Origin of the sequence: Rosistilla carotiformis, assembly GCF_007753095.1 — a bacterium.
Lineage (GTDB): Bacteria > Planctomycetota > Planctomycetia > Pirellulales > Pirellulaceae > Rosistilla > Rosistilla carotiformis.
Genome location: NZ_CP036348.1, coordinates 4757641 through 4778746, shown reverse-complemented (window position 1 = coordinate 4778746; position 21106 = coordinate 4757641). Strand labels below are relative to the sequence as shown.

The following is a 21106-nucleotide window of genomic DNA, read 5'->3' as shown; positions in this document are numbered from 1 at the left end:
CGTCGGCATGATGTTTTCATTTGCTGGGACCCAGAATTGCATTGGATGTGATGACCGCTCGACCTACCGTATTGGCAACCGATCTGGATGGCACGTTGATCCCGCTGGAAGGCAACCCGGCGAACCGTCGTGATCTGCTGCGGTTGCATAATCACTTTGAATCGGCCGATGCGACCTTGGTCTTTGTCACCGGACGCCATCTCGAATCGGCGCGGCAAGCGATCACCGATTTTCAATTGCCTTGCCCCGATTGGATCGTATGCGACGTTGGCAGCACCATTTGTCGGTCGTCAGGCGATGGGCGGTTTGAATCGGTGGCGCCGTATGAGGCCTGTCTAGACAAGCTGGCGGATGGTGTTTCTTTGGCCGATGTGCACGCCGCACTGAAATCGATCGATGGACTGCGGTTGCAAGAGTCTGAGAAGCAGGGGCGATTTAAGCTCAGCTACTACGCCGATCAGGCGGTGCTCCCGACGGTGACACAGCAGGTGGGCGCGCGGATTTCCGAGCTGCCGTATTCCATGATCTCCAGTGTCGATCCGTTTAATGGGGACGGGTTGATCGATTTGTTGCCTCGTGGCACGTCGAAGGCCTTTGCGCTGCAGTGGTGGACCGAACATGTGGGGCGTGAGGCGACCGATTTGATTTTTGCGGGGGATTCGGGAAACGATTTGGCGGCGCTGACGGCGGGTTATCGAGCGATTGTCGTCGGCAACGCCAGCGATGCGGTCGTGCAGGCGGCGCGGGCGGCACATCGCGATGCAGGATGGACCGATCGGCTGCACGTGGCTCGCGAGGTTGCTACCAGTGGCGTGCTGGAAGGCTGCCGGTTTCACGGGTTGATCGACGCGGAATAGCGTTCGGTCACGGGCCGATAGGAGTGCGAAGCGAGTCGGTTAGGAAGGCCGCTGCTCTGCTAAGAAACGCCAATATTTATATCGGCGCATAAAAACGCCCGCTCAGGCGGGGCAGGTACCCGAGCGGGCCTAAATCCGGTGAGAACGGGGCAGTAATCTCACCGGAAAGCTTCAGAAGCTTGATGTTTTGTTGATGCCTTCATTCTAAAGAGGGCTCGGATTGTGTCAACTCGCTGCGCCTGAAAAAGAGAGAAATAATTCGAATTTTGATGCAGGTTTCCAGCGTTATTTACGGGCCCCTGGAGTGGTGAAGGGATGGCTATCGTGTGGGGTGGTGATTCCGCTGAACATCGCGGGCTGACGCTGACTTGTTCCGATGGCGTGAATGTCCGAGATGAACGCAACGTTCGTCATGTTTAAGAAGGATGATTTCTGGGGATATCAAAGGTTGTCAGCCCGCGTTTCTAGGAATCCAAGGGCGTGTTATGATTGCCCGCATGAATGAGTCTGCTGCCCCAACGAACGATGAATTTTCGGAACTGATCGGCAATCTGTCGGTTTTGGTCGTCGACAACGATCGCGCCCATGCGCGCGCGATGACCGAGAGCTTGGAAAAAGTGGGCTACCGATGCCAGGTCGCTGTCAGCGGTCCCGAAGGTTCCAAACTGATTGAATCGGATCATTTTGATATCGTGATCACCGACATGGTGATGAACGACATCGATGGGATGGAAATCCTGCGTTTGACGCGGCAACGGTTGCCCGATTGCGAAGTGGTGATGGTGACGGGGCACGCGACGGTTCCGACGGCTGTGGAAGCGATGCAGCACGGCGCATTCAACTTTCTTGAAAAACCGATCACGCCCAGCCGATTGCGGGCGATCACGGCCAAGGCGGTCGAAGCGATCAGCTTGCGTCGCAAGAACACCGAGCTGCACCAACGGCTGGATGAGAAGTTCGGTTTCGAGGGGATTATCTTTGCCAGTGCGGAGATGCAGGCGGTGATCGATCGCCTGAAGCGAATCGCCCCCACCGATGCGACGGTGCTGATCACCGGTGAAAACGGGACCGGCAAGGAATTGGTCGCCCAGGCGATTCACCAAAACAGCCCGCGCAAGGCCAAACGGATTGTGGCGCTTAATACCGGCGCGATCGCGGAGAATTTGGTCGAAAGCGAACTGTTTGGGCACGTGAAAGGTTCCTTCACCGACGCGATCGGCGATCGAGTTGGCGCGTTCGAATACGCCAACGGAGGCTCGCTGTTCCTGGACGAAGTCGGTGATATGCCGATGAGCACTCAGATCAAGTTGCTGCGGGTTTTGGAAGAGCATCGGATTACGCGGGTTGGCGACAATAAACCGATCAAGGTGAATGTCCGTTTGATTAGTGCGACGAACCGTCCGTTGGATGAAATGGTCACGGCCGGAACGTTCCGCAGCGATCTCTATTTCCGTTTGAAGGTCGTCACCGTGCGGATCCCGCCGCTGCGTGAGCGTCGCGACGATATCATTCCGCTGATGGACCATTTCCGCAAGCAATTCCTTAAACGGCACGGCAAGCCGGCGGCCAGTTTCTCTCCAGCGGTGACGAAGCGGTTCTTCGCCTACGATTGGCCTGGGAATGTCCGCGAACTGCGGAATTTTGTCGATACGATGGTGGTTTTGGACACGGACGAAGTCCTCGATATCGACGATTTGCCCCCCGAGTTGGCGGATGTTGATGAATCGACCGTCGCCAGCCAGTTGACCGGCGACATGAATCTGTTGGGCAAGCCGCTGGCGGATATTGAGCGTTGGGCGATCGAGGAGACACTGAAACTGACCGGGGGTAACCGCGAGGAGGCCGCTCGGATTCTAGAGATTGGTGCCCGCACACTGTATCGACGTTTGGACCAATACCGGGGGAAAGAGGAATCGGCTGAGGAAAACGATTCGTCCGACTGACCATTCCTGCGAATTTTACTCCTATCGCTTTGGGCCTTCGTGCGGTAAACTGCCTCGCATCATCGAGCCTCAAAGAACTGCACGGCTTTGATGGGTCAAGCGAAAGTAGACGTTGACCCCCGCGGATGCTAGGCATTGGTCCTAGGATTCCCATCGCGGCTCGATAGCGACGAGGTCTTCCATCATGCTGCCAACGCCCACCTGTGGCCTCAGCAGTAATTGCGAATGACAGATTGTATGACACGCCACGCACCGGCATGACGGGTAAAACCCGCACTCCATTGGCGATCTTAAGTCAACTTCTGTGTCGATCGCACCATCGAAGGTGAAGCAGTGTCGCTTGCGTCTAACCCGACTCCGTTGCGACACCTGATCCCTACCTTCATCGACTATTGTCGGGTAGGGCCCGATCCCTTCATGGAAGCCTTATGTCTGAATCTATGCAATCTGAAAACAATCAAGAACAAGAATTCCCGTCGTACGAAGAAGCGACTGCTGCTTACAACGACACGTACGTCTACGAAGCGACTCCGCTCGACCCCGCTGTCGAATTGCTGCTAGCTCAGTACAGCCAACCCGTCTCCGATTCGGTGGGCCTCGAGTCGATCTCTTATGACAGTCACTCGATCGAGCCAACCGCTCTCGAAGAAACTGTCATTGAAGAAGCTGTAGCTGAAGAAGTTGTAGCTGAAGAAGTTGTGGCTGAAGAAGTTGTGGCTGAAGAAGTTGTGGCTGAAGAAGTTGTGGCTGAAGAAGTTGTGGCTGAAGAAGTTGTGGCTGAAGAAGTTGTGGCTGAAGAAGTTGTGGCTGAAGAAGTTGTGGCTGAAGAAGTTGTGGCTGAAGAAGTTGTGGCTGAAGAAGTTGTGGCTGAAGAAGTTGTGGCTGAAGAAGTCGTAGCTGAAGAAGTCGTAGCTGAAGAAGTCGTGGCTGAAGAAGTTGTGGCTGAAGAAGTTGTGGCTGAAGAAGTTGTGGCTGAAGAAGTTGTGGCTGAAGAAGTTGTGGCTGAAGAAGTTGTGGCTGAAGAAGTCGTAGCTGAAGAAGTCGTAGCTGAAGAAGTCGTAGCTGAAGAAGTCGTAGCTGAAGAAGTCGTAGCTGAAGAAGTCGTAGCTGAAGAAGTCGTAGCTGAAGAAGTCGTAGCTGAAGAAGTCGCGGTTAAAACGCCAGCGGCGGCGCAAGTTGCTGTTACCGAAGCCCAGTTGGCCGAAGCCGCACGCGACGAAAAGGCGGCAGCTAAGGCGCCCAAGACGCCAGCAGAGACGATGTTTTCGGATCTCGATCTGAGTGCCGAAGTTCAGCAGGCGGTATTGAAGTCGGGCTATGACAAGCCGACGCCGGTTCAGGCTCAGATCATTCCATTCATGTTGCAACGACGCGATCTGTTGGCACAATCGCAAACCGGAACGGGGAAGACCGCCGCGTTTGCCTTGCCGATCCTTTCGCAGATCGATCTTCGCGCTCCCACGCCTCAGGTGTTGGTGCTGGCACCAACGCGTGAATTGGCGATTCAGGTTGCCAAATCGTTCTCGACGTACGGAGCCTGCATTCCTGGTTTCGGCGTTTGTGCGATCTACGGCGGTCAGGACTACGAAGCTCAATTCCGCCAGTTGCGACGCGGTGTTCAAGTGGTCGTTGGCACGCCGGGACGCGTGATCGATCACATTAACCGAGGCACGTTGAAGCTGGATGGCATTCGTTGTTTGGTGTTGGACGAAGCGGATGAGATGCTGAACATGGGCTTCTTGGAGGACGTTGAATTTGTCCTCAAGCATGCTCCCGACGAGCGGCAGATCGCATTGTTTTCGGCAACCATGCCGACTCCGATTCGCTTGATCGCGGACCGTTATCTGACCGATCCGGCGACCATCACGATCAAGAAGAAAACGATGACCGCCGATTCGATTCGGCAGCGTGCCGTCTTCGTGGCACAGCGTGACAAGGTCGACGCGTTGACTCGGCTTTTGGAAGTCGAAGAGACCGATGGCGTGATCGTGTTCACCAAGACACGTGACGCGACGATCACGGTCGCTGAGGAATTGTCGCAGCACGGTCTGGCGGCTTCGCCGATCAACGGCGACATGCCTCAGAAGGTCCGTGAACGAACGATCGAACAATTGAAATCCGGAAAGCTAGATATCTTGGTTGCGACTGATGTTGCGGCCCGTGGTTTGGATGTGCAACGCATCAGTCACGTCTTCAATTTCGATCTGCCTCACGACAGCGAATCGTATGTGCATCGGATTGGCCGAACCGGTCGTGCCGGACGCAGCGGCGAAGCGATCATCTTTTTGTCGGGCAATCAACGCAGCAAGTTGCGGGTGATTGAACGGGCGACAAAGCAGCCGATCGAAATCATGGACCTGCCCAATTCGAACGATATCAACGCTGTCCGTGTTAAGCGATTTAAGGACCAGATCACCGCGATGACGGCGGATCAGGACCTGACGATGTTCAAGGACCTGTTGACCGAATACGCCGAAGAAGTGAACAAGCCGATGGACTTGATTGCTGCCGCATTGGCGCAACTGGCCCAACAGGGGCGTCCGTTCCTGGTCAAAGACCGACCTCGTAAGGAATCCGCTGGCCGTGGCGAGGAGCGGGGACGTGGACGTCGCGATCGTTTTGATGAAGATTCGTTTGATCGCACCGAACGCCCACGTCGCAGCGGGAAGCCCGGGCGTCAGTTGGGTGAACCCGAATCCGGCATGACCCGTTATCGCATTCAAGTGGGATGGCAAGACGGAGTGAAGCCAGGCAATATCGTGGGTGCGGTTGCGAACGAAGCGGGCATCGCCGGCGATTGCATCGGGCCGATTCAAATCAATGATCGCTACAGCACGATCGATTTGCCCGAAGGCATGCCCAGTGACATCTACCACACCTTGTCGAACACTTGGGTGTCGGGGAAACAGCTGCGTTTGCGTTTGGAAAGCGAAGGCGGTTTTGATGCCGGTCATGCACCGCGGAAAGACTTCGGCAAGGGCAAACGCAATGGCCAAGGATTTGGCGGCGGCGGAAAGCCAGGTTTTCCTAAGTCGCAACCGGGCAAGCCGTTTGCCGGTGGCAAGAGCAAGAAACGCAAAGCGAAAGCGTAAGACGGCGCCGCGTTAAAAGAAATCGATGAGGACGCGTTGGTGATGATATCGCCGGCGCGTCCTTTTTTTATTTGCCCGCAGCCTGCTGTGATCACGATCGAAGCGGCAGGCATTCGCCGTCGATTGCGTTGCGGAAACCTTCCAGCAACGCAGTTCGCGTAAATGTTAAACGTCGGCCGGGTTTACGTTGCCGGATTCTCACCGCGTGGTTCGCGGGCGATCACAACGCTGCAATGGGCATAGCGAAGGACGTATCGCGAGACGCTGCCCAGCAGGATTCGATTGATGATATTGCGGTGGTGGTCTCCGGTGATCACCAGCTCGCAATGATGGCGATCGGCGTATTTGATCAACGCTTCCCCAACGTGCGCCGCAACAACGACCGACGTTTCAACCGATGGAATCGCAACTTGCGCCAGTTGTTGGATCTCATGAGCGTGTTGTTCACTGGTTTCGCGTTCTTGTTGCCAGTGTTGATCCATGTGTTCCAGCAAATCCTGGCGGTATAGGGTCATGTCTTCGATCACATGGACAAGGTGCAAGACCGCGTTGGCGGGCCATTTCAGCCGCTTCAAAAAATCGATCAACTGCACATCGTCCTTCGATCCGTCCAGGGCGACCATGATGTGGCGCGGTGGTTCTTCCTTGTTCTCTGACTTCGGAGGGCGAACGACCAACACGCTGCTGGCGGTGTGAGTCGCAACGAAATCCGAAACGCTGCCGAGCACGACCCGTTCCATCATCGATTTTCCAACCGCTCCCATCACGATGAGATCGGCGTTCCATTGGTCCGCTTCGGTGCGGATTTCGTAGCCCGGAGGCCCGACGACCAGGTTCTGGACCGACGTCGCCGTGCGAGCTTCAAACTTCGTGCCCACGGCGGCCAGGTGTTCACGCAGCGCCGCTTCCTCTTCTTGCATCACCGATTGCACGACCGGTGGCAAGCCGGAAAATCCCACCGACGCCGTCACGGGAACGCTGCTCAAAACGTTCAGATCGACGGGTTCGGAAAATTCCAATTGCTGCAGAAAATCAGCCGCCGCATCGGAGGAGATGGAACGGTCAGTTGCCAATAATACACGCATGCGTCACGCCTCAATGCCGTTGGGTAAGTCCAGAGAGCCGTCTAGTTTGGCATGTTTTCAGACTTCGGGCTAGCCGCGCCCGCGCCGTCGGTGGGGAAATCGATCGACTGGGAAAGGAATGAGTCGCTGCGCGTCGCGAAGCGAGCGATTCGCCGGGCGTTAAGGCCTGTTGGGCTCCGTTTTTCTGCTGGAAGCGGGGCTGTCGATTGTTCACCCATCGATAAGTTCTGTTACAATTAGCATTGGCAGCGGTGCGCACTTTGGTCGTGCATCGCACCCGTCAACGCAACACCAACCAGTGGCTTAACATACGAGGCTTTTGCGATGGAAAACACCCAGCAGTTCCCTGCGGCGACGCCATCCGACGACGACGGGGCGGAAGTTCTGCCCGTGGCATCGGGGTTTCGTGGCATGCTGCACGGATTTGGGGCGACCGGCGTTTCGACGTTGGTTCATATGGTGATCTTGCTGTCGCTGGCGTTGATCACGTTTGAAGACCCTGTAAAAGTGATATCGCAGATTTTGGTCGTTCCGACTCCGACCGTTGAAGATCCGCCGGTCGAGATCGAACTGGATCCCGAAGTCGAAATCGTCCAGCCAGAAAACGTGGCGTTGTTCACCGCGGCCCCGGCGATGGGGATGACCAGCAACACGCCCGCAGCGGTCAGCAAACCGGCTCTGGATCAGACGTTGGTCGCCAAGGCGAACACCTCCAAAATTTCAATCGATGCGCCGACCGTCGCCATGCCAAGCAGCATGTCGTTGATCGCGGCAGTTCCCGATGGCGAGGTCAAAGGGGAGGCCCGCGATATCGTCGACAGCTACCAACAAGCGATCGATCGGATCGCGCAAGAATTGGTCTGGATGATCGACAAGGGGCCGGTCTTGGCGGTGTGGTGCTTCGATCAATCCGAAAGTATGAAGGACGATCAAAAAGAGATCCGCGACCGGATTGAAAACGTTTACCAACAGCTCGGCTTGGATGATCGTGTCGGTTCGGGCAGCGACGCGCTGTTGACCGCCGTGACCAGTTATGGCGAGCGGTTTATTGATCATACCCAGCACAAACCTACCAGCGATCGGAACAAGGTCCGGCAAGCGATCGATGCGGTTCCGATCGATAAAACAGGTAAGGAGATGATGTGTGCGGCGATCGGGACTGCGATCACCTCCTACCGTGATTTGGCCCGCCGGGGCCGCCAGATGGCATTGATTTTGGTCACCGATGAGAGCGGCGATTCGGGTAACAACGATGTCTATATGGAGAAGGCGATCGAAGTCGCCAAAGCGGCGAAGTGTAAGATCTTTGTGCTCGGCCGCGAATCAGTGTTTGGTTATCCGTATGCCTACATTCGTTGGAATCATCCGCAAACCAAACGAACCCACTGGCTGCAAGTCGATCGTGGACCGGAGACTGCGTTCCCCGAACAACTGCAAACCGACGGCTTCCGTCGCCGGCATGATGCATTCAGCAGCGGGTTTGGCCCTTACGAACAATCGCGAATGGCTCGCGAAACCAACGGGGTCTTCTTCATGTTGCCTAGCGTGGAGACGAATCTCGTTGGTGCGCAGAAGGAACGCTACGAACTGGACGCGCTGCGTCCCTATCGTCCCGATCTGCGAGCGCGCGTCGAAGCGTTTAAGGATCGCAAGCAGTTCCCGCTGAGGACTTTGATTTGGCAGGTGATTCAAGATCTCAATCCGCATCAGCCCGGCGCGCAAAAGGCGGTTGAATTGCGGGTGGAATTCTCGACCAAACCGGCGGAATTTGTTCAGCAAGTGCGGCAGGAACAGGCCAAGGCCAAGATGCATCTACAGTACATGGCCAAGGCAGAGCAAACCTTGTTGGAAGGAAAGAAGTTACGCGAGCAGGAGGCCGATCCACGTTGGCAGGCGAATTACGACATTATCCTTGCTCAATTGATTGCCTATCAAGCACGCGTGTACGAATACGGCGTCGCGTTGGATGAGTTCTTGAAGAACCCGAAGACCGCCGCACCGATGAAGGGGGGCAAGGTCTTCGTCCACTGGGACATCTATACGAACAGCAAGGTCCGCACCGACGACGCCAAGCCCTACATCGAACGGGCCAAGGGGCTGTTCAGCGAAATCGTGACCACGCACCCGGGGTCGCCTTGGGCGGCGCGGGCAAAATGGGAACTAGCGCGGGGCTTTGGTGTTGATTTGCGAGCCGATTACCATGTCCCGATCGTGGAAGTGAAAAATCCAACCCCACCACCAAAACTGTAGTTCCCCATCGGGCGTGTCCGCTGCGGTTCGTCGGGTTCATTGCACATTGTGCCTAGGGCACGATATCATGGCCACTTCATTCCCGCGGTTGGGTCGGTTGTTGGATTCTGGAGAGAAATTAGATGCCGTTGTTCGAAATTGAAACCAATGCTCACATCATCATCACGTGGGCTGCGGACGAAGAAGCCGCCCATGCCGTGGTGGTCGATGCCTATCCAACCGATAACGTGATTCGGATGACCAAACGCCCTCGCGACAGTTGGGTCATTTCCAAAGGCGCATTGGGGCTAACGACGACCACGACATTGGACCCTTGCGTCACCGCACGCGATTGTTTGGCAAAGTCGGCGGGCGATAAAGTTCACGCGATCAGGCTCTATATGAATCAAACCGGAACCGACTTGGACGCCGCGCGGAAGGTCATCGAATCGAACATGGTGATGGGCTGGTAGTTCGCGTGGGTTAGCTTGTGACAGCCGCCGAGCAAATCCGCAGCGGGACGCGGGACGCGGGATCGCGGTGGATGGTTGAACCGAACGCGGGCGTGTTTGGGAGTGGATCACCCCTTGGAAATGTACGTGTCCTCGGTTTCACCAACCCGCGGCTGCGATAAGGATTCCGAATTGTCGAAGCTCTTTTCGCAACCGTCGCAAGGCCAGCGCCGGCCTGCGAGTTTTCGCATCTTTTCTTTGGGGATGTTGCTGTTGTTTCTGCCGGTTGTCGGTTGCGACGGCTGCCGGCAATCGGGAGATCCCGATCTCGAGGACAAACCGACCGAACCGGAAATCGCCGTCGGCATCTTGCGGACGATGCCGACTCACGCCGATTCGCCGGTCAGCTTCGTGAAGCCCGCGCACTGGGCCGCCGCCTACCAGGATCTCAAAGCGACACGGCAGGACCATCGCGGCGCATTGGTCACCGAATCGCTGGCCCTGGATCGATCGCGGTTGCCCGTTGGGAACACCGATTACAGCTTTGTCTTCTCGCGTCCCGCGGCATTGGCCAAAGGTCAGCAGAAGCGTTTCGATCTCCAGCTTTACATGCCGCAGCTCAGCGAACCGGCACAACGCGGAATGCTGCTGCAAAGTTCGTTTTCCTCGCGGCAAGGGACACTGTTTGAAGGTTTGCAATCGCGGATCAACGCGATGCCCGCTCACCAATACTTCTTTGTCGTGCTGACTTCGCGTCCGGCGGAATTCGCTTACATCGGCGACGACGACTGGCAACGGATGCGGTCGGATGAATTGGGGGACGCGGAGCAAAATGTCCACTATCGTATGGTCGCCCCCAGCACCGACGGTGTGATTCCGCTCCCCGACAGCTTCCTGCAATGGACATCGATCGCCTATCTGTTGTGGGATGATCTGGATCCCGAAGCGTTGACCGCCGATCAGCAGCAGGCGTTGCTGGATTGGGTCGCGTGGGGAGGCCGCGTGATCGTCAACGGGCCCGCCGCGGCTCCCGGCTTTCGTGGGACTCCATTGGAAGCGTTGCTGCCGATCCAGGCGACGGGGCGAACCGAATTAACGGGAGCCGAATTGGCGCCGTTGGTTCGCCAATGGCAGATACCTTCCGCATCGGACGACGCCGCGGCGGCCGACGCGTTGCCGACGACGATCGACGCGCTGGATGCGATCGATTCGATGCCAGCGGCGGGTGGGGAGATGTTGCCGTCGGCTCGCGCAGTGGATGGAACCAACGCGTTGGTGATTGAAAAGTCAAGTGGTGTTGGGAATGTGGTGATCACGCGGTTCGACCTGACCTCGGGATGGTTGCGGAAGTGGAATCATGCCGCGGGGTTTTATAACGGGGCGCTGTTACGTCGTCCGGCTCGCGACTTTTTGCCGTTGGATTTTGGCGTTCAGACGGTTTTTGCCGACGGGCTCGAGAAACAGACTCGGAATTCGCAACTGGTTTCCGGATTGCGAATCCTCAGCCGCGACATGACAGCGCTTTCGGCCAACGCCGCGGCGATCGAAGGCTCTCTAGCGAACAAGCCCGCCGCGACGGCATGGACCAGCGAGCGCTATGATCCGAATGTCGCTGGCGGCGTCGGGGCTTGGAATGAAAAGAGCGGGATGTCGACCGTCGCCCGCAATCTGTTGCAACAAGCGGCGGGAATCGAGATTCCGCCGGCGCGGTTCGTCGCCCGCAGTTTAGTCTGGTATCTGGTGATCCTTGTCCCGCTGAACTACATCGTCTTTCGTTTGCTGGGACGCTTGGAATGGGCTTGGGTTGCGGTCCCAGTGATTGCCGCTGGCGGCGCGATTTGGGTAGCGCGACAGGCTCAATTGGACATCGGTTTCGCGCGCAGCCGCAGCGAGATCTCGCTGTTGGAAATGCAAGCGAACCATGATCGCGGGCATCTGACCCGGTATTTGGCGTTGTATAATTCGTTGAGCACAACGTACGACGCCGCGTTCGATACCCGCGAAGCCTTGCTGACGCCGGTCGCGATGGGCGCCAGCCCCCGTGGCGTGGTAGAACGCCAAATACAGTTCCGAACCGGATTCCGTGCGGGAGTTCAGGTGCAGGGGATCAGCGTCCCTTCGAACAAGACACAGCTACTGCATACGGAGCAAATGGTTTCGCTAGGAGGAACGTTGTCGCTGGCCGACGATAATGCGACGCTTCGCAATGACACCTCCTTCGAATTCGAAGACGTGTCGGTCGTGCGGCGTGGCGATGAGGGGCAGTTGGAGGCTGCTCCGCTGGGACCGCTGCAAGCCGGCGAATCGGTGCGGTTAAAGTTCCAAGCCATCGAAGGCCTCGTGCCGTTGGGGGCAAACGTTTCCGACGAGGCGACCGAATTGATGCGGCTCGTTTTAGGAGAGTCGTTGTTGCCCGCGGGTGAAGTGCGGTTGGTGGGGCGCGTTGCAACCGCGCTGCCCGGATGCGAAATCACGCCCTCGGCGTCGCAGGTGCAAGCTGAGACCGTCCTGCACGCAACGTTGCGTCATCGGCCCCTGCCACCGGCGCGGCCCGATGTTCGGATGCGGCCGCCGGTGGAAGTCGATGCGGAAGATTTTAGCGAACCGCCAAAAGAGTAGCGATCGCTAAGGGGATCGACTATAAAGCGGTTTGTCTCATCGTCCTACCGAACCACGCTCATCGAGGCGGATGTCATGTATCGAACCGCGTTTTCTATCGGTCCTTTGTTTTCGGTTGCTAGCCGCTGGTTGCCTCCTCTTGTGGCGCACGGTCGTGGAGTGTGTACGATCGCTTTGGCGATTGTCTTCGCGAGCTTGTTTGGATCGATGGGCGTCGCTCAAACAACCGATGGCCAGCGGATGACAAAAGAGTTCATTCCGGGCGAAGCGATCGCGATGTTCCAGGTCCATCCGCAGGCGATCTTGCAAGATCCGGCGCTCCGGTTGGCGCCGATCGAAGTGATCTCGGCGTCGGGGAAACATCATGTTGGCGTCGATCCGGTCGACATCCTCGCGGTGCGCGTCGTGATCGGAATGCCTGGGCCCGGAGGACCTGAATTTGGTGCGGTGGTGACTTTGGAAAAGCCGCTTGAGATCGAAAGCCTTAACGACAAGGTGATCGATCGGACCAGCAAACGCGAGGTCGACGGCAAGACGTATTATTCGATCCCCGATTCGCCTCCCAATGCCGTGCTGCATCAAATCAGTCCCACGCAGTGGATTGTGGGAACCGAATACTTTGTGACGCGGATGTTGTCGGATCAGATCACCGATGGCCCATTGGCCCATCTGACCAGTCAAACGGTCGATAACGGACAGGCCCAGGCGTTGATCGTTGTGGAACCGATCCGGCCGATCTTGTCGGGATTTGTGAACCAAGCGTTGTTGCAAGCGCCGGAAGAGCTGCAGGATTTGAGCCGGTTGCCCGAACTGCTCGATTCGATCGAGCTTCGCTACACGGCCAAGACGGGATTCGCCGGCGACATGACTCTGAATGCAAGCGACGATGTTTCGGCGGAGGAAATGGAATTGGTGATCGAAAAGACGCGGCTCTACGGTCGTGATTCGATGCTCGAATCGATCCCGCTACTGTTAAATGAAGAGGGGCCGGTGGCCGATTCCATGCGGGCGTATGGCGTTCGACTGGTCAATACACTCTTCGATATGATCCGTCCTCAAGCCAAGGGGCGTAGCATCGTAATCAATACTTCCGATATACAGGTCGACGTCGCATCGGCGAGCATCTTGGTAGGTCTGCTGCTGCCCGCCGTTCAAGCGGCACGCGAAGCGGCCCGGAGAATGTCCTGCCAAGGCCATTTAAAACAGTTCGCACTGGCGGTCCACAACTATCACAGCGTGCACAAAAAGCTGCCGTCGAACATCTCCGACAAAGAGGGCAAGCCACTGTTAAGCTGGCGAGTGTCGTTGCTGCCGTATCTCGAAGAGAACGAATTGTATTCGCAATTCCGTCTCGATGAGCCATGGGACAGTGCCCATAATCGCCCGTTGGCCCAACGCATGCCCGAGTTGTTTGTATGCCCCAGCAGCCCTCAGATTCCCGGAAAAACCGCGTACCAAGTTCCGTTGGGGAAAGGGCTTTCGATGTTGGCCGACAATCCGCTCCGGTTTCGCGACATCATCGATGGAACCAGCAACACCGTGATGATCGTGGAGACATCGCCCGAGTGGGCCGTCGATTGGACCGCTCCGGATGATTGGACCTACGACGCCGACGAACCGCTGGCCGGTTTGGGAGGTCATCATCCTGGCGGCTTCCACGTGGCGATGTTTGATGGATCGGTGCGATTCGTGACGCTCGCGATCGATCCGACCTTGTGGTACCAGTTGCTGACGCGCGCTGGTCGCGAAGTGATCGAAGGCTTCTAGACGTCGATCGATTGCGACCGGGGACGATCGGCCCCCGAGGCGCTGCAGGTCCAATTTTTGCTAGGTTTGTATGCTTGTACGCGATGCGGTCGAATCCGATTTGGATGCCATTTTCGAGATCTTGAATCACGAGATCTTAACCGGCGTGAACACCTTTAAATTGGATCCGTTGCTGGCCGATCAACAGCAAGCGTGGTGGAAACTGCACGTTGCCGATCGGTATCCCGTGTTGGCGGCCGTAGACGAGTCGTCGACGATGTTCGGTTGGGCGTCGCTGTCGCCGTGGGCGCTGCATGTCGGCGGATACCATCGAACAAGCGAAGTTTCGATATGGATTGCCGAACCTTTTCGCGGCCGCGGCGTCGGTAAAGAACTGTTTGCTGCCTTGATCCCCCGAGCGCGGCAGATCGGGTTTCGGGTGTTGCTGTCGAAAGTGGAAGCTTCCAATCAAGCCAGTTTGAAGCTGCACTACCGGTTTGGGTTCCGAGATGTTGGTATCATGCATGGCGTGGGGGACAAATTGGATCGCCAACTCGATGTCGCGATTTTGGAACGGGACCTGTCCCAGGTCGAATGATCGGCCGCCCCGCGCTTCCCGCTTTCCCGCCCGCTCATTGAACCCTAGGAACTGAATCGATCGTGTTTTCAAACAAAACCTCCATGTCTGCTGGAATCCGCTTGCGAACTCAAACCCTCCTAACGTTCGGCTTGGGATGTTGTTGGCTGTTGGTCACCGCAGGGTCGATCGTCGCCGATGAACCGGCCGCCGAGGCTGCCGCGGCGGAAGTCGCTGTTCCCAAGGATCCGCAACAATTTCACCTGTTCTTATTGGTTGGCCAATCGAACATGGCCGGTCGCGGTAAAGTTGCCGACCAGGACACGCAGCCGCACCCACAGGTGTTGATGTTTAACAAAGCAAACCAATGGGTGCCGGCCAAAGACCCTTTGCATTTTGATAAGCCGGGAATTGCAGGCGTTGGTTTGGGGAAGACCTTTGCCATCGACTACGCCGCCGATCATCCTGGTGTCACCGTGGGACTGATCCCTTGCGCCGTTGGCGGATCGTCGATCACGGTCTGGAAACCGGGCGGATTCCATAAACAGACAAAGACGCATCCTTGGGACGACTGCCAAGCGAGGACGAAGCTGGCGCTCCCTGCCGGAACTCTGAAAGGAATTCTGTGGCATCAAGGAGAATCGGATTCGGGAACATCCTCCGCACCGGGCTATCAGGAAAAACTGATTGATCTGGTCGCGAGGTTCCGCGCCGACGTGGGGGCCCCCGAGGTTCCGTTCTTGGTGGGCCAGTTGGGACAATTTGCCGATCGACCCTGGAGCGATTCGAAGCGGATGGTGGATGCGGCGCATCGAAGCCTTCCTGAAAACGTGCCGCATACCGCCTTTGTCCCCAGTGATGGCTTGACGCCAAAGAGTGACAATGTGCATTTTGATGCGGCATCGATGCGGGAATTTGGGCATCGTTATTACAAAGCTTATCTCGAGTTGCAAACGCGATAGAGAGGGCGGCAGAGTTGGTGGGCGCCGGTTTGCGTTGCCACGCCGATCGGTTGCCGCTATCGAGCGAAGCGGCTGCGGTGATCGAAACCTCGGTCGCGCGGCGAATCGAATTGAACTGTGGGGAGCGGATGTCGCTGCCCGATCGAATTTCCTGAAGGATACAAACAACAAGTGCGAGACGAGCAACGAATCGAGAGTTTAGCCAGCGAACGGAGTGTGCTGGTGCGTTTGCTGTTGCCTGATCACCAATCCGAAGTCGATCCGCTGGCGGAATTGACGGGCTTGGCGACGACGGCGGGAACCGAAGTGGTGGGCGGATTGGTGCAGCGTCGCGATAAGCCCGACCAAAAGACTTTTATCGGAAAAGGAAAGGTCAATGAACTGAAAGGCCTGATCGATCAATTCGAAGCCGATGTGGTGATCTTCGATAACGATTTGTATCCGGGGCAGACGCGTAATTTGGAACAAGCGCTTCATACCAAGGTGATCGACCGGACCGAGTTGATCTTGGACATCTTTGCATCGAACGCGCAAACCTACGAAGCGCGGTTGTCGGTCGAACTGGCTCAGTTGGAATATTCGCTGCCGCGGCTGAAACGGATGTGGACTCACCTGTCGCGTCAATCGATGGGCGTCGGCATGCGTGGCCCCGGTGAAACGCAGTTGGAAGTCGACCGCCGGTTGGTCGAGAACCGGATCCATGAGCTGCGTGAATCGCTGCAGAAGGTCGAACGTCGTCGTGAGCGGCAGGTCGCCGCGCGTAGCGACAACGCAACGGTCTCGCTGGTCGGATACACCAACGCGGGGAAGAGCACGTTGATGAATGCGCTGACCGGGGCGGGAGTCGAAGCGGCGGACAAGTTGTTCGCGACGCTCGACACACGTACCCGCCGGTGGCAATTGATCGGTTGGGGCCCAGTATTGTTAAGCGATACGGTCGGGTTCATCCGCGATCTCCCTCACCGCCTGATCGCCAGTTTTAAAGCGACGTTGGAAGAGGCACGCCAGGCGGAGCTGCTTTTACATGTCGCCGATGCGAGTAATCCAGCGGTGTTGGATCAGATCCATGCCGTCTATAAGGTGCTCGAAGAGATTGGCATCGAGGAAAAAGATACCTTGTTGGTGTTGAACAAGATCGATGCGATCGAATCCCGCCAGTTGTTGGAACGGTTCATGGACCGGTATCCCAACGCGCTCACCTGCAGTGCGAAAGCGGGGGTCGGTTTGAAAGAACTTTCCTTGGCGGTTGGGGATGCGCTGAGTCGTGAATTTTTGGATTTACATGTCGACATCGATCCGGCCAATGGCAAACTGCAAGCCTACTTGAGTGCCAAGGGCGAAGTCTTGTCGCGCGAGATGACGAATGAGGTGATCACGGTTCACTGTCGCATGCCAAGGAAGACGTTGGGTGAGATTCGTCGCACGGCCTTACAGGTTCGCAGCGGCGATAGCCGGCCGTTGCCGCCGGAGCCTAGCGAAGACGACTTTCGCCCCAAGAACAAGAATGAAACCATTGAAACGGAATAACCCGCGGGTGCCGCAGCGGATGGACTTTTGGTAAACAGAGTACCCATTCGCCGTCCGTCGGTTGGCGTGAAACCCACTTTGAACCTTTGCAATATGCTGATGAATTATCAATTGAACCTACGGAAGATCTCTCGGGCACCGCTACAAATCACCTGCCTTCTGGCGATCCTAGCGTGTGTCTCGTGTGCGGGCACCTCCGGGGGCGGCCCTGGACCACGCGACCCCGATGCGCCGACCGACTTCACGAAGACGGAAAGCGGATTGCGGTACCGGATCCTTCGCGCGGCCGACGGCCCTCAGCCCACCGCGACCGATGAAGTGACCGTTCACTACCGCGGTTGGTTGGACGATCAAACGATCTTTGACAGTTCTTATAAGCGGGGCCAACCGGCAACGTTCCGGTTGGATCAAGTGGTTCCCGGTTGGACCGAAGGATTGCAGTTGGTCAACGAAGGGGGAATGATCGAACTGACCATTCCAGCGCATCTGGGTTATGGCGCGGCGGGTGCGGGATCGACGATTCCCGGCGGTTCCACACTGCACTTTATCGTCGAATTGATCAAGGTCCACTGAGCTAACAGACGTGGAACAGCTCGCGAAGCGGTGAATCGACGGAGATCGCGTCGCCGCCATCGGCTTCGTGAGCGGCGAGCTTGTCGAGGACCACGTCGAGCGCTTCGACCGGCGAGAGCTCCGTAGATTTTGCGGCCAGCAGGTTAGTAAAATCACCCACCGTGCGCAGTTGCTCCAACTCGGGATCATCGAATTCGATCATCCACTGCAATTCCAACTCCACCGCAATCACGGCGATCTTGCTGCAGGCGTGCGAAACGTTCATCGTTTGCTGGATCGACCGGCCGAGCGAACGCAGGGAAAACCCACAACCGCTGCACTGCGAATTCAGCGAGACCAAGTCTTGGATTGGGTATTGGCCACGGTGGCCACATTTGCAATCGAAAGGCATCGGATCTTCAAAGTACATCGGTCGACCAGGTTTCCCGTTTGGGTTGTAGGCGTTTGGCGTCGGATTACGCTTTGCCGGTTTTCAGTTTTGCGGCCATCAGCGTATTTTGCAACAACATGGCAATCGTCAATGGGCCGACGCCTCCGGGAACCGGAGTGATGGCGCTGGCAACGGCGCTCGCTTCTTCAAAGTGCACGTCGCCGACCAAACGGTCACCGACGCGGTTGATGCCGACATCGATCACGACGGCCCCCGGTTTGAGCCACGACCCGCGAACCATTTCGGGCCGGCCGACGGCGGCGACGATGATATCGCCGCTGCGCACGATCCCTTCCAGATCATCGCTTTGCGAATGCGCAATCGTGACGGTCGCGTTGGCAGCCTCGGGACCGCAGGTTCCATCGCGAGCGGCCAACAGCAGCGCCATCGGCTTGCCGACGATATCGCTGCGACCGATCACGACGACATGTTTTCCGGGAACAGGGATCTGGCAACGCTTCAGCAGCTGCACCACACCGTGAGGCGTGCAAGGCAAAAAACGCGGCCGCCCTTGGACCAGCAAGCCGACATTTTCGGGACTGAACGCGTCGACATCTTTCATTGGATCGACAACGTCTAAGATTTCGCGTTCGTCCAGCCCGGCCGGAAGTGGCAACTGGACAAGGATCCCATCGACGTGCGGATCGTTGTTCAAACGCTCGACCACGGCGATTAATTCGGCCTGCGAGGTCGACGCGTCCAGGCGATGCAATTGGCTGTCGATGCCAGCACGCTCGCACGCGCGCTGCTTATTGCGAACATACACCTCGCTAGCGGGGTCTGATCCAACCAAGACGGCCGCCAGACAGGGCTGTTTCCCCCCCTTAGCGACCCAGTCTGCGGTCTGTTGAGCCGTCTCGCCGCGAATCTCCGCAGCGATCGCTTTGCCATCGAGAATTCTTGCTGTCACAGGAGTTTGCTCGCTCGAAAAAGATGAAGGATTGGAAGGGCAGCGGGGACCCAACACGCAGCAAATTCAAGGGGCTGCGGGTACGCAGGGGCAGCTTAAAGGATGCAATGCACGATCGTCTACTACACTAACGAGATCCTGCTCCACCAGCGGTGGGGCCCTGAACCGGCGTGGTCAAAAAACGTCTAAATCGGTATAGTTGATCTAAGTGGCACAGTGTCACTTTGCACTCAAACTGAAATCGCTGCCACTTTTGGCATGCAATGAACTGTTATTAAGGATCTCCGCTCAATGTCCACCGATGCTCCCAAGCTGAGCCCCGTCGAAGGTTTTAAGGACGAATCTCGTTATCTTCGCGGCACGATCCCAGACGAATTGAAGGCGGATACCGATCACTTCGGCAAAGGCGATTTGCAGCTGTTGAAGTTCCACGGGACGTACCAGCAGGACGATCGCGATTCGCGAAAATCGCCCGGTGGAAAAAGCTATTCGTTCATGATCCGCACCCGAATCCCGTCGGGCGTGCTCACCTCCGAACAATTCCTGGCCCACTTGGATCTTTGTGACGAATTCGGCAATTCGACGATGAAGCTGACCACGCGTCAGGCGATTCAATTGCACGGCGTCCCAAAAACCGATCTGAAGACAACGATCGCGCGGATCAATGAGTGTGGTCTGTCGACTCTGGCTGCCTGCGGCGACGTCAATCGCAACGTGATGTCCTGCCCCGCCAAACGTAGCGATAGCATCCACGACGAAATCCAATCGACGGCGCTTGCCTTGGCGATGCACTTGGCACCCCGCACGATCTCCTACCGCCAATGCTGGCTGGTCGACGATGAGACCGGTGAGAAGCAGTTGCTTCAGGACGAGAAGGCACCCGAAGAAGTGGAACCGATTTACGGCAAGACCTACCTGCCGCGGAAGTTCAAGATCGGGATCGCCCTGCCCGAAGACAACTGCATCGATGTCTACACCCAAGATCTGGGTTTGATCGCGGTCGTTCGCGATGGCAAGCTGATCGGATACAACTTCACCGTTGGTGGCGGCATGGGCACAACTCCGTCGGCCGCCAAGACGTTCCCGGCGTTGGGCAAGCGGATGGCATTTGTCAAATCGGAAGATGTCCTGAAGGTTGCCGAAGCGGTTGTGATCGTGCAACGCGACCACGGGAACCGTGAAGATCGCAAGATCGCCCGTTTGAAGTACTTGATCGCCGATTGGGGTGTCGAAAAGTTCCGCGCTGCTGTCGAAAAGCAGTTTGGTGCTCCCTTGGACGATTGCACCGAAGACGATGTTCACGGCTTCGACGACCACATGGGATGGCAAGACCAAGGGGACGGCAAGTGGTCCTATGGTTTGAATGTCGAAAACGGTCGCCTGTCCGATGGTCCGGAGCGACAATGGAAGGCTTGTTTCCGAGAAATTTGCGGCGAACTGAAGCCCGAGATTCGATTGACCTCGCATCAGAGTGCGATCCTCTGCGACATCGCTCCCGACGACAAACCAAAGCTGATCGAGATCCTCAAGAAGCACGGGATTCCGGTTTCCGAAGAGGTCAGTACGGTTCGCCGCTGGTCGATGGCCTGTGTTGGTTTGCCAACCTGTGGGTTGTCGATCACCGAAAGCGAACGCGCTTTGCCCGGAATGATCGATGAACTGGAAGCTCCGTTGGCCAAGTTGGGGCTCGACAAAGATGCCTTCACGATCCGGATGACCGGGTGCCCCAACGGGTGTGCGCGTCCTTACAACGCGGACATCGGATTGGTCGGAAAAGCGAAAGGGAAATACACCGTGTTCGTGGGGGGCGCATTGTTGGGCAACCGGCTCAACTACATCTTCCGCGATTTGGTCCCTGCCGAAGAGGTCACGTCGACTCTGGTCAGCGTCTTCACCGCGTACAAGAACTACCGGCAAGAGAGTGAGACGCTTGGTGACTTCTGCGCCCGCGTCGGTAAAGAAGAACTCGAGAAGCTGTGCACCGCGTCGGCTTAAAAACGCGCGCGTTGTCCTTTTGATGAACTACATTGCCCAACGTGTCCGTCGCCGATACGTTGGGTTTTTCAATTCCGCCGACCGATCGATCGGTTTCGATGTCGGTAGC

17 protein-coding genes are annotated in these 21106 nt (G+C 57.0%); 13 read left to right on the top strand and 4 right to left on the bottom strand.

The window, feature by feature from the left end; genetic code table 11:
* Window positions 1–50 precede the first annotated feature (50 nt).
* Entirely contained in the window at window positions 51–857 is an 807-nt protein-coding gene (locus Poly24_RS17270; protein ID WP_145098136.1) for an HAD-IIB family hydrolase, read from the top strand.
* Between the two features lie 497 nt (window positions 858–1354).
* A complete protein-coding gene (locus Poly24_RS17265; RefSeq protein ID WP_145098133.1) occupies window positions 1355–2800 on the top strand; it encodes a sigma-54-dependent transcriptional regulator in 1446 nt (481 codons plus the stop codon).
* A 557-nt stretch (window positions 2801–3357) separates the two neighbouring features.
* On the opposite strand, the gene Poly24_RS27465 is transcribed toward Poly24_RS17265, so the two are convergent.
* A complete protein-coding gene (locus Poly24_RS27465) occupies window positions 3358–3975 on the bottom strand; it encodes a hypothetical protein (protein ID WP_231753198.1) in 618 nt (205 codons plus the stop codon).
* A gap of 21 nt (window positions 3976–3996) precedes the next feature.
* On the opposite strand from Poly24_RS27465, the gene Poly24_RS17260 reads away from it, so the two are divergent.
* Entirely contained in the window at window positions 3997–5892 is a 1896-nt protein-coding gene (locus Poly24_RS17260; RefSeq protein ID WP_231753197.1) for a DEAD/DEAH box helicase, read from the top strand.
* A gap of 182 nt (window positions 5893–6074) precedes the next feature.
* Here the strand turns inward: Poly24_RS17260 and Poly24_RS17255 are convergent, their stop codons facing one another.
* Complete coding sequence (locus Poly24_RS17255; RefSeq protein ID WP_145098130.1) at window positions 6075–6977, bottom strand: universal stress protein; 903 nt, start codon at window positions 6975–6977, stop codon at window positions 6075–6077.
* 324 nt (window positions 6978–7301) lie between these two features.
* Between Poly24_RS17255 and Poly24_RS17250 the strand changes: the two genes are divergently transcribed.
* From Poly24_RS17250 to Poly24_RS17215, 9 genes are all read left to right on the top strand, one after another.
* Window positions 7302–9227 (top strand): vWA domain-containing protein, encoded by a 1926-nt coding sequence (locus Poly24_RS17250; RefSeq protein WP_145098127.1) that lies wholly within the window; start codon window positions 7302–7304, stop codon window positions 9225–9227.
* Between the two features lie 122 nt (window positions 9228–9349).
* Window positions 9350–9679, top strand: a complete 330-nt coding sequence (locus Poly24_RS17245; RefSeq protein ID WP_145098123.1) for a DUF6793 family protein — start codon at window positions 9350–9352, stop codon at window positions 9677–9679.
* A gap of 171 nt (window positions 9680–9850) precedes the next feature.
* Complete coding sequence (locus Poly24_RS17240; RefSeq protein ID WP_145098120.1) at window positions 9851–12277, top strand: hypothetical protein; 2427 nt, start codon at window positions 9851–9853, stop codon at window positions 12275–12277.
* 159 nt (window positions 12278–12436) lie between these two features.
* The gene (locus Poly24_RS17235) at window positions 12437–14044 is read left to right on the top strand and encodes a DUF1559 domain-containing protein (RefSeq protein ID WP_197451985.1); all 1608 of its coding nucleotides are present in this window, start codon (window positions 12437–12439) and stop codon (window positions 14042–14044) included.
* A 70-nt stretch (window positions 14045–14114) separates the two neighbouring features.
* The gene (locus Poly24_RS17230) at window positions 14115–14621 is read left to right on the top strand and encodes a GNAT family N-acetyltransferase (protein WP_145098114.1); all 507 of its coding nucleotides are present in this window, start codon (window positions 14115–14117) and stop codon (window positions 14619–14621) included.
* A gap of 83 nt (window positions 14622–14704) precedes the next feature.
* The gene (locus Poly24_RS17225) at window positions 14705–15562 is read left to right on the top strand and encodes a sialate O-acetylesterase (protein WP_145098111.1); all 858 of its coding nucleotides are present in this window, start codon (window positions 14705–14707) and stop codon (window positions 15560–15562) included.
* Between the two features lie 29 nt (window positions 15563–15591).
* Entirely contained in the window at window positions 15592–15717 is a 126-nt protein-coding gene (locus tag Poly24_RS27670) for a hypothetical protein (RefSeq protein WP_261343094.1), read from the top strand.
* Between the two features lie 16 nt (window positions 15718–15733).
* On the top strand, window positions 15734–17089 hold the full coding sequence (gene hflX, locus Poly24_RS17220; protein ID WP_145098108.1) for a GTPase HflX: 1356 nt from the start codon (window positions 15734–15736) through the stop codon (window positions 17087–17089).
* 99 nt (window positions 17090–17188) lie between these two features.
* Entirely contained in the window at window positions 17189–17662 is a 474-nt protein-coding gene (locus tag Poly24_RS17215; RefSeq protein WP_145098105.1) for an FKBP-type peptidyl-prolyl cis-trans isomerase, read from the top strand.
* A gap of 1 nt (window position 17663) precedes the next feature.
* Here Poly24_RS17215 and Poly24_RS17210 read toward each other — a convergent pair whose 3' ends face one another.
* Together Poly24_RS17210 and folD are read right to left on the bottom strand one after the other, a co-directional pair.
* The gene (locus Poly24_RS17210; protein ID WP_145098102.1) at window positions 17664–18071 is read right to left on the bottom strand and encodes a hypothetical protein; all 408 of its coding nucleotides are present in this window, start codon (window positions 18069–18071) and stop codon (window positions 17664–17666) included.
* A gap of 46 nt (window positions 18072–18117) precedes the next feature.
* Window positions 18118–19002, bottom strand: a complete 885-nt coding sequence (folD, locus tag Poly24_RS17205) for a bifunctional methylenetetrahydrofolate dehydrogenase/methenyltetrahydrofolate cyclohydrolase FolD (RefSeq protein WP_145098099.1) — start codon at window positions 19000–19002, stop codon at window positions 18118–18120.
* Window positions 19003–19293: 291 nt separating this feature from the next.
* Between folD and Poly24_RS17200 the strand changes: the two genes are divergently transcribed.
* Window positions 19294–20997: an NADPH-dependent assimilatory sulfite reductase hemoprotein subunit gene (locus tag Poly24_RS17200; protein WP_145098096.1), complete on the top strand. Its 1704-nt coding sequence runs from the start codon at window positions 19294–19296 to the stop codon at window positions 20995–20997.
* The last annotated feature ends 109 nt before the right edge of the window (window positions 20998–21106 follow it).